The sequence below is a fragment of the Kitasatospora sp. NPDC057500 genome (assembly GCF_042802195.1).
In the GTDB taxonomy this organism is placed as follows: domain Bacteria; phylum Actinomycetota; class Actinomycetes; order Streptomycetales; family Streptomycetaceae; genus Kitasatospora.
In genome coordinates this window covers 1-2,794 of sequence record NZ_JBHVER010000396.1, presented here as the reverse complement: position 1 = coordinate 2,794, position 2,794 = coordinate 1, and the positions used below count along the sequence as shown (strand labels likewise).

Here is a 2,794-nt window from a genome sequence, read left to right as displayed (position 1 = left end):
CTCCCCCCTCCCCCTCCCTCCCACCGCCCTTCCCGCTCTCACCCGCTCCCGTGCCCCGGTATCCAGTTGTCCCACTGCGCCCGCGCGCCACGACTGCGTCGGGTGGCGGGCGGTGCCCCTGGTTGAGTGCGGTGGTGGGGGGCCGCGTCCGGCTACCACCGCTGCGGAGGGAGGCTGCTGGACGGCCGGCGCCGGCCGTCCAGGAGCCTCTCGCCGCCCTCAGGCCACCGGTGCGCCGACCACCTCCTCCGCCGGTGGGTCGAGTTGGAGCACCAGGAGGCGTTCCTCCTCCGCCTCCTCCGGCCGCTCGCCCGCGATCCGCCGGACGGCGCCGCGCAGTTGGCCGACCAGCTGGGTGCACTCCGCGCCGGCGTCGACGGCGTCGATGCACGCCCAGTAGAGGCTCTCGGTGTCGGCCCCGCAGGCCAGCACGACCAGCGTCTCCCCGATGTCCCGCAGTAGTCCGCCGAGTTCGTCCAGCATCGGCCCGAGCTCGCCGAGGTCGCTGAGCCTTCGGGCCCGGCTGCCGGGCCCGAAGACCGACGCCCCCGCCACATCCCCCGTCGCATGGTCGAGGCAGCACGCCGCGTGCAGCGCCGCCTCCGCCAACTGCTGGCCGAGGCCAGCGAGTTCGCCATCCTCATCCCTCACCAGCCGGGCGCCCACCGCCTCGGCGAGCAACGCGGCCTGCCGGGCCTCGGCCAGCACGTCCGGGATGTTCCTGGTCTCCGCCAGGGCGTGCCGGGCGGTCTTGATCAGTCGCAGCGCCTCCATGCCGCGCCCTCCTTCCGTCACTCGCGTGGCGCCCTGCCACGCGGTCACGGTGAGAGAGTGCGCCGGGACGGAAGGGCCTGCACGCGAGCATCGGAAAGCTGTGGAAAACCTGGGGGCTGTGGACAAATCCCCTCCCCCACACGGCCTAGGAGCCGCCCTCCGGGTTGACGTTGCCGTCCTCGGCGGGGGCGCCGGGGACCGGGAAGCGCAGCTCGTTCCGCTCGATCTTGGCGGCCAGGGCCGTCAACGGGTCGACCCCGACCGCCGTGCAGAACTGGAGCAGGTAGGCGAGCACGTCGGCCACCTCGTCCCGCACCCGGTGGGCGCGGTCCGGGTCGGCCATCACCGCGGACGCCTGCTCCGGCGTGAGCCACTGGAAGACCTCCAGCAGCTCACCGGCCTCCACGGTCAGCGCCGCGGCGAGGTTCTTGGGCGTGTGGAAGGGCTCCCAGCGGCGCGCCGCGGCGAACTCCGTCAGCCGCTGCCGCAGCCCTTCCAGCGTCGGCCCGGGGATCTCGGTCTCTCGTTCGTTCACCCGTCCAGGTCTACCGCATCACCGGCCATCGGCCGGACCGGGGACGGCTGCGACGAGACCGGCGCACCGTCCCGCACCACCTGCACCGGCACCCGCGCCGTCTCCGGCCGCAGCACCGTCAGCCCCGAACCGGGATCGCGCCGGCACTCCACCACCGCCGCCCCGGGCGGCAGTTCGCCCGCCCCGCCCAGCGCGTCCCGCGCCGCGGCCGGCTCCTGGAGCGTGGCGAGCACCCGCAACTGGTTGCGCCCGGCCATGTCCCGGGCGAGGCGCAGCAGCGAGGCGGTCTGGTCGGTGCCGAGCCCGGCCCCGAGGTCGTCGGCCAGCACGGTGAGCTGGCGCTGCGCCCACGGCACCTCGGTGGCCACGTCCAGGTCCAGCACCCCCGCGCCGGTGAGCAGCACGGCGGCGAACGCCAGGTGCCGCAGCATCCCGTCGGAGGCCTGGTCGGCGCCGGTGCGCCCGAGCAGGCCCTCGTCGAAGACGGCGAGCACCCGCTCGCCGCTGCCGGTGCCGCGGTGGGCGAGGTCGAGGCCGAGCAGCGGGTGCGGGGCGGCGGACTGGACGACGCGCAGCAGTTGCCCGTAGCGGCGGGGGCACTCGTTGCTGAGCCGGGCGATGACGGCGGAGATGTTGGCGGCGGTGCTGCGCAGCCGGGCCTGCGGGTCGGGGCGGGCCCAGCCGCGCATCATGGTGGGCACCGGGTGGACGGGGAAGACCTCGCGCAGCGCGGTGAGCAGTTGTTCGGCGGCGGCGAGGACCTTGCGCTCGCCGGGCGAGGAGCCGGCGACCCGCAGCGGGATCTGCGCGGTGACCAGCGTGCCGCTGGGGAACGGGGCGCGGATGTCGCCCTGCCGGGTGTCGTTGTGCCAGGTGACGTTGACGCGGCACTTGCGCACGTCCTGCTCGCCGGTCTCGACGAGGGTCTGTCCGTCGAGGGTGAGCTGTTCCCTGGCGATGCGGACCGGCCCGTCGGTGCGGACGACGAGTTCGAGGCCGATCTGTCCGTCCGGGGAGCGGACGGTGCAGCCGAGGATGAGGGCGTTGCGGCCGTGCGGCACGCAGCCGGCGAGGCCGCCGCGGACGCGGGTGGCGAGCGGTCCCGTGGTGTCGGACCGTCCGTCGAGGGAGGCGGCGATCTCCTCGCCGAGGGCGAGCCGGGAGAGGACGGCGAGGGCGTCGAGCGCGTTGGACTTGCCGACGCCGGCGGGCCCGTGCAGCACGGTGAGGGGCGCGAGCGGAAGGGTCGCGCGCCGGTAGGACTTGAAGGAGATCAGCCGGATTTCCTCGACGATCGGGCGCCGGACGGTCGGCACTCCGGGGTCCGGGCTGCGCTGCTGAGGGTGGGCCGGCACGGCGGGCCGGGTGGCGTCGCGGTTCACCCGTCGGACGTTAGCGGCCGGTCGGGAGGCAGAAACGTGCCTGCCCCGCAGAGTCATCCCTTCGGGCGGGCGGGAGGCGCGTGCCGCCGGGCCCGCGCCGCCC

General features: G+C 75.2%; 3 protein-coding genes. All 3 read right to left on the bottom strand.

The window, feature by feature from the left end; translation table 11 throughout:
- Window positions 1-219 precede the first annotated feature (219 nt).
- The 3 genes from ACFU74_RS36855 to ACFU74_RS36845 all read right to left on the bottom strand — a co-directional run bounded on the left by ACFU74_RS36855 (window position 220) and on the right by ACFU74_RS36845 (window position 2,691).
- Window positions 220-774, bottom strand: coding sequence for a DUF6099 family protein (locus ACFU74_RS36855; RefSeq protein ID WP_380764503.1), 555 nt, complete (start codon window positions 772-774; stop codon window positions 220-222).
- A 145-nt stretch (window positions 775-919) separates the two neighbouring features.
- Window positions 920-1,309: a nucleotide pyrophosphohydrolase gene (locus tag ACFU74_RS36850; protein WP_380764502.1), complete on the bottom strand. Its 390-nt coding sequence runs from the start codon at window positions 1,307-1,309 to the stop codon at window positions 920-922.
- A complete protein-coding gene (locus tag ACFU74_RS36845; RefSeq protein WP_380764501.1) occupies window positions 1,306-2,691 on the bottom strand; it encodes an AAA family ATPase in 1,386 nt (461 codons plus the stop codon). Before ACFU74_RS36845 ends, ACFU74_RS36850 begins: the two co-directional genes overlap by 4 nt.
- Window positions 2,692-2,794: the final 103 nt, after the last annotated feature.